The sequence below is a fragment of the Pararcticibacter amylolyticus genome (assembly GCF_003130405.1).
GTDB lineage: Bacteria > Bacteroidota > Bacteroidia > Sphingobacteriales > Sphingobacteriaceae > Arcticibacter > Arcticibacter amylolyticus.
The window spans coordinates 108733-113343 of record NZ_QEAS01000010.1; the positions used below are offsets into that span (position 1 = coordinate 108733).

Annotated in this window: 4 protein-coding genes; 3 read left to right on the forward strand and 1 reads right to left on the reverse strand. The window is 43.3% G+C overall.

Annotation, left to right across the window (positions count from 1 at the left end; all coding sequences use genetic code 11):
- The first annotated feature begins 174 nt into the window (after positions 1 to 174).
- Entirely contained in the window at positions 175 to 738 is a 564-nt protein-coding gene (locus DDR33_RS13185; RefSeq protein ID WP_109416265.1) for an RNA polymerase sigma factor, read from the forward strand.
- On the forward strand, positions 722 to 2065 hold the full coding sequence (locus DDR33_RS13190; RefSeq protein WP_109416266.1) for a hypothetical protein: 1344 nt from the start codon (positions 722 to 724) through the stop codon (positions 2063 to 2065). Before DDR33_RS13185 ends, DDR33_RS13190 begins: the two co-directional genes overlap by 17 nt.
- 2 nt (positions 2066 to 2067) lie before the next feature.
- Here DDR33_RS13190 and DDR33_RS13195 read toward each other — a convergent pair whose 3' ends face one another.
- A complete protein-coding gene (locus tag DDR33_RS13195) occupies positions 2068 to 3288 on the reverse strand; it encodes an ABC transporter permease (RefSeq protein WP_202913738.1) in 1221 nt (406 codons plus the stop codon).
- Between the two features lie 53 nt (positions 3289 to 3341).
- On the opposite strand from DDR33_RS13195, the gene DDR33_RS13200 reads away from it, so the two are divergent.
- The coding region (locus tag DDR33_RS13200; protein ID WP_317047447.1) for an exo-beta-N-acetylmuramidase NamZ family protein at positions 3342 to 4611 on the forward strand (1270 nt) is incomplete at its 3' end.

Genomic DNA, 4611 nt, shown 5'->3' on the forward strand with positions numbered 1-4611 from the left:
TATTTGCTGATTTTTTTCCTTTTCTTTGTAGCGTAATAGTCTCCTTCTGCGTATCTAAAAGTACATACAGGCTTTTATACCTGTTTTCTTTTTATATTTATTTAAAAGACAGAAGGATAACTGATTGTTAGAGACTGATATCAACAGGGCATAAACAGGCAAAGGGGCCGATTAATGTATAAGAAAACCGGTATTTCCGAGCAGGAACTCGTCCTGAAATGCAAATCAGGGGAGTTAAAGTTCCAGGAAAAGCTTTACAAGCATTTCTATGGCTATGCAATGGGTGTTGGTTTGAGATATCTTTCTGATCGTGAGGATGTACTGGAAGTGGTGAACGATTCATTTATTAAAGTTTTTAAAGCTATAGAGTTCTTCAATGACACGCAACCGTTTAAAGCGTGGCTTCGTAGGATTGTTATTAATACAGCGATAGATCACAGGCGTAAAAACCTGAAATTTCTAAACAATGTGGACATTGATGAAGCGGTGTATGTAGGCAGAGCCGCTGAAGCTATAGAAAACCTGTCTGTTAAGGATATTCTTCATTTAATGGACGACCTGCCGGAACTACACAGAGTGGTATTTAATCTTTATGAGATAGATGGATACAATCATGACGAAATCAGCAGTATGCTCAGTATTCCGGTAAGCTCTTCAAGGGTTTATCTGAGCAGAGCAAAAGAAAAACTTAGGAAATACTGGAATCAACAGGAGGGCAATTATGTACGACCAGTTTGATAAAAAGCTTTCTGACAGGATAAAACTCGTATTCGACAATTACGAAGACGATTCGGCCAATGCCGGATGGCAGGAACTTAGAAAGAGCTTTCCGGGAAGAAAAGAACGCCCGAAATTACTGTATTGGATCAGCTCGGCGGCCGCAGTAATTTTGTTATGCGCCGGAATCTGGATGTTCATGGAATCGGGTGAAAACACCGGAGCAATGACAGGATACCATAAAAATGCTTTAAGCCCCGGCAAAACTACCGGGACAGAACAGACAAGAACCAAAGACGAAAATAATAACAATACTGCACCGGTAGCAGCACTCGCAACATCATCAAATACGCCAGACAGGACTATAAAGAGAACCGAACCCACGCGCCTTGCTGTTTCTTCTGTTCCGCCACAAACAAACGTTGAAAGGAAAACGGAAGAATTCTACACTGTTACACCAGCGGAGGAAGCTTCTCAAAATACAGATGCTAATCGTGTAGTTAGCAGTCTTACTACTCAAAAAGACACAACTGAATCTTTCCGGTCTCCGGTCTACGCCCGGAAACAACCCGCTGAAACTTCTCCTTCTGCTTTACTTCTTCAGAACGAACCTGTTTTATCGACTGCCGAAAAATTAGCCAGGCTACAGGATCTGCCCAATGACAGAAAACCGGAAGCAAAAAAAGGAAGCAAAGTTTCTGTGGGCGTCTTTGCCGGAAGCTTCTTTAATTACTCTGAAGGAAGCAAAACAAGTGTAAATACCGGGGTCGGACTGTTGTCTGAACTGGCGGTCAGTAAAAAACTGAAAATATCTACAGGAGTTACTCTAGCCCAGAACACCCTGAAGTTCGATAATGCACCAGCGCAAAAGGAAACTATTACCATGTCAGCTCCGGTCGCTTTTGATGAGAAACAGGAGCTCACCACTAATTTTACAACCAGAACATCGGCCAGGACTTATTCGGTAGATGGCTACGATGCGTCCCTGCTGGGACTGGATATCCCGGTAAATATTAAGTATATGTTCCTGGAGAATAAGAGGGATCTGTACGTAGCTGCCGGCCTCAGCTCTAATATCTTTATAGACGAATCGTATACCTACAAATATTCTAATAACTCATACCTGGTTGGAGATTCAAAAACCGAGGAAGAGACGACCACTAAGGCTTCCAGCTTCGATTTTGCCAGGATGCTGAATCTCTCGGTAGGTTTTGGATACCCTGTAGGTAAACAAAGTAAACTCTCTTTTGAACCCTTTGTTAAATACCCGCTGGCAGGACTCGGGAGTCAGGACATCCGTTTTGGAGCAGCTGGTATAAATCTTAAGCTTAATTTCAGCACACGGTAATATTATTTAAAGCTTATTGCCTTCACAGGAGCAATTCTTGACACCATAGTTGATGGAATGACCAGGATGAGCAGACAAATGATTAATGTACCGGCATTAAGAAGAATAATGTCAGCGACATTCAATTCTACGGGCACAAACGAAATATAATAGGAAGCCTGGTCCAGCTGAAAGAAATGAGTTTTAGCCTGGAATACCCCCAGGCCTATCCCCAATACATTCCCGAGCAGCATCCCAACCCCTATCAGGTAAGCAGCATTCGCCAGGAAGATCTTCTGAATGCTCCAGTTGGTACTCCCCAGAGCTTTTAATATCCCGATCATATTTGTGCGTTCAAGGATCATGATCAGCAAAGCTGAAACCATGTTAATGACGGCAACAGCAAGCATCAGTACCAGGATTACCTGGGCATTGATATCCAGGAGCGACAACCACTGGAAGATCGTCTGATAAAATTCCTTTATCGACATCGATCTGAGCTTAACAGGAAGTTTATAATAAATCTCCGTTGCTACCTCGTCCAGCTTGTTAAAGTCGTTGACCCTTAGTTCGTATCCGCCTACCTCTTTATCCGACCAGTTATTAAGCCGCCTGATCAAAGAAATATCACCGATGACATAGGTTTTATCTACTTCTTCAATCCCAAGATCATATATCCCGCAAATAACGAACTTCCGCTTCCTCAGGGGTTCCTGAACAAAATACATCAGGAGGTCATCCCCCACTTTCAGATGAAGGCGTTCGGCTATATGCCGGGAAATGATAATCTGACTGCGTGCTTTCAGGCTGTCAGAAAAGTCGATCACCCGTCCGGCTACCAGTATCTTTTTGAAGTAGTCCCATTGATACGTCTTATCCACGCCTTTCAGTACCACTCCCTCAATTTCATCATTCGCATTGATGATCCCCGGCTTATAAGCATAAGGTTCAGCATACTGTATCCCGGGGAACGACTTAATCATCTTTAGGGTATCGGCAGCTACCGAAAAGGGGGAGTTTTCGAAAGACCCGTTCAGATCATATTTCAGCACCACAATATCCCCTGAGAACCCCCGGGCTTTCTCCCTGATCTCGGCCTTAAATCCCCGCATTACAGCTATAGAAAGGATCATCACAGCCAGGCTGAGCATGATACCGACAATGGCGATCCGCACACTAAGCTTCGAAAATGTCCGCTTTGATTTTAATGTTATTCTTCTTGCTATAAATGCTGAGAAATTCAAGCTCTGTCTTTTTTTTGTACTTTAGCAAATATGCAAATTCTACCATTTGTTTTATGAGTACTAAATTCGTTTTATTCAAAACAGGCCCATGGCAGATACTATCCCGGCATCTATTATCCGGCTTTCTCCTTGTAACCCTTTTTATGCCCTCACAGGCTCAGGAAATTCCAGGTTCAACGGTACAGGAAAAGAGCAATGAAGAGATCATTACAGGGGCAGATCAAACCGAAAAATATATCCCTTATTTGAAAGGTAAAAGGGTTGGGATGGTTGTCAACCAGACTTCCGTGATTAAATCCACGCACGGCGTCGACAGCCTTCGCAAAAGAAAGGTCAATATTGTAAAGATATTCGGCCCCGAACACGGATTCAGAGGCCATGCAAGTGCAGGGGCGAAAGTCGGCAACGATACTGACCCCGAAACAGGTATCCCCGTCATTTCGCTATATGGAAAGAATTATAAACCCTCGGCAGAGGACCTGAAGGGTATTGACGTGATGATCTTTGACATCCAGGATGTAGGCGCACGTTTTTACACTTATATATCAACTCTCCATTACGTGATGGAAGCCTGTGCTGAAAACAAAAAAGAGCTTATTATACTTGACAGGCCAAATCCCAACGGCTTTTACGTTGACGGGCCTGTCCTCGAAAAGCAATTTCAGTCATTTATCGGCATGCATCCCGTTCCAGTATTGCATGGAATGACCATTGCAGAATATGCGAAGATGATAAACGGGGAAAGGTGGCTAAAAAACAGGATCACATGCAGGTTGAAAATTGTGAAGATGCAACATTACACGCACGATATGCCTTATACGCTGCCCGTTAAACCATCTCCAAATTTAAACACAGCTCAGTCTGTCCTGCTCTATCCTTCTCTCTGCCTTTTTGAAGGCACTATTATCAGTCAGGGGCGGGGCACTCAGTTTCCTTTTCAGGTTTTAGGAAGCCCAAAGCTGGTGGGCAAATATAGTTTCAACTTTACACCTGTCAGCATCAAGGGCATGAGTGAGACACCCTTGCATATGGACCAGGCATGTTACGGCATCGATCTACGCACTTATGACACAGATATCTTCAGAAGAACGGGAAAGATAAACCTGCAATGGTTACTGGAACTCTATAATGCTTATCCTGAGAAAGAAAAGTTTTTTGATTTCAAACAGAGTAAGCAGATCGGTAATTTTGACAAGCTCGCAGGTACCGAAAAGCTGAGACAACAGATCGTTGCTGGCAAACAGGAAGAGGAGATCCGCAAAAGCTGGGAACCCGCTTTATCAGAATATAAGAAAAAGAGAGAGAAATACTTGATTTACGAGT

What these genes read in the sequence shown, in the direction of transcription:
- DDR33_RS13185 (WP_109416265.1), top strand. Translation starts at nt 175, where the DNA reads ATGTATAAGAAAACCGGTATTTCCGAGCAGGAACTCGTCCTGAAATGC.
- DDR33_RS13190 (WP_109416266.1), top strand. Translation starts at nt 722, where the DNA reads ATGTACGACCAGTTTGATAAAAAGCTTTCTGACAGGATAAAACTCGTA.